1 pseudogene is annotated in these 2,098 nt (G+C 48.6%); it reads left to right on the forward strand.

The annotated features are described in order from the left end of the window. Positions 1–430 precede the first annotated feature (430 nt). Positions 431–2,098 (forward strand): annotated as a pseudogene (locus DWV53_RS15135) (T9SS type A sorting domain-containing protein); the annotation flags it as partial.

A 2,098-nucleotide genomic window follows, 5' to 3' on the forward strand; every position in this document is an offset into this window, starting at 1 on the left:
ATATACCTTTCCGACACAAGCATATCTTGTTTTCATTTGTACTCCGAGTGTGTACAGTTTCAAACCATGATTTACATTCTTATATAAGAAAGTGAAGCCGTGACCATTTGTGTATTTTTGCCAAACTAACTCCAGTACATACAACAGATGTAAAAGATTTCTGCAAAATTGACCGAAATCATAAGAAAAAAACACCAAATCAGCAAATTTCTTAAAGATTATATCCGTTTATTAAGATTATTTTTGTATATTTGCAGCATTATTTTGGTGGTAAAGCCTGTTGGCCTGCCACGTGACAATAGGACTTTACGGAGCAAGCCTATATCACAATTCTTCTCCGTAGTAACAGTCCGTTCTCTCTCACTGGTCTCTCCCTGCGCGGCAGAGGCATACGTTTTTATATTTTTCAAACACTCCAAATTGACAGCGCATGAGAAAGTTTACTTCTTTGTTACTGTTAGGCTTCGCTATCGGCAGTTTCGCGCAAACGCCCGGAGGAGTCAGCGGAAGCGAACTGTGGTTCAAGACTGCGCCTTTGAACTCAGACCTGCAAGGTTATTACCGTTGGCAGGATTTCTCTGGGGATTCCATACGGCTGATGCTATTGGACAGCCGTGGCGTCAAGTCTGAACTTACTCTTCCGAACAGTTCAGTCCATTATTTCAACTTCAATCCGAGTCTCTGGCTCGCAGACGGATTCCGCAGCCTGAGTGCCAGCCTCAAGCACGGCGACCTCTCGCAGGCTACCGTCATCGGTGTCTTTGCACCGGAACTGACAACCATCGGCAAGGATATGGTTGTCTATGCTCTTGACGGCCGCAAGGGCGACGGAGCCATTCTGAGCAAGGACAAAGCCGTAAGGGGTAGAGGTGTTGAACCACTGGACTATGGTTCAGCATCGGGTGAAGACCTGCTTTATCAATCAAATGATTCTTTGTCCGAGAAAGGTTTTAAGGAAAGCGCCCTGCGCGTTGTTTCCTACTTCAAGGTAAGCAATCCTTCAACGACATTGTGGGGAGACAACTCCAACACCACATTATTCATCGGAACCCCTTCCACCTCTGGCAGTTTCGGTACGGATTTCCCGACCTCGCTCTTCGGTAATGCTTCCATCCGGGGATATGCCCCTGAGCTTATTGTTTTCAGCAGGATGCTTACACCCGATGAGCGCAGAAAAGTGGAGAGCTATCTGGCGGTAAAGTACGGCATCACCCTCAAAGGCTCGTATCTTGACAGCGACGGAAACCTGACTTGGGATATGGCGGAGAACCAAGCCTACCACCATAGGGTCACAGCTGTTGGAACCGACACGGCAGGAAGTCTCTCCCAACCGCTTTCCGCAACATCATATGAGGAAAGTCCGGTGTATGCGGCCTTGAAGGAGAACGGAACTTATCATGACGCAAATCCATACAACCCTTCATCCGCTTCCCGTCTGCTTGTCATGGGACGTGAAAACGGCAATCCGATGCCGGACAGAGGCTTCACTTTCTGGGGCGACGATGATGTGGCACTTGCAACATATACCTCACCTACAGATTCCCTGTGGCATGTCATGAAACGTACATGGATGGTCAAGACCAACGTGCCGTCCAAGCCCGACAGTACAGTGGCAAGATGGACTGCGCAAGGACTTGAAGTGTCAAGGAATGGCTTTACTGACAATATCATCCAAGAGAAAGCCGCTTCCGGAGCTTATGCCACGACCCCAGCCCTTGTTGGAGGTGGCGGTGCTTTTGAGTTCACCTGTCCGACAAGTCACCCGACTTTTGACGTTGGCTTCGGAAGCATCGGTGGCAGCACATGCAAGTATGGATTCCGGTTCACCAATGCTGGAGTTGTTTATCCGATCATCAACGGAGCGGTCTCAAATTCATACATCGCCACGGATGTTGACGGAACGGACATCTCTATCCGCAAGGAAGGCAAAAACATCTATCTGCGTGTTGACGGAACAGGAAGTGCGACAAGAACCATATCCCTTTCGGATGCAACTGACACAGACACAAATGTGGGCATTATCCGAACGGAAGGAGCAGAGTCCGCCTTGAACATGGCAGGCTTGAGGACAGGAGGAATAGATGATGTCGGTTATATG

The organism is Segatella copri, assembly GCF_003465495.1.
In the GTDB taxonomy this organism is placed as follows: domain Bacteria; phylum Bacteroidota; class Bacteroidia; order Bacteroidales; family Bacteroidaceae; genus Prevotella; species Prevotella copri_G.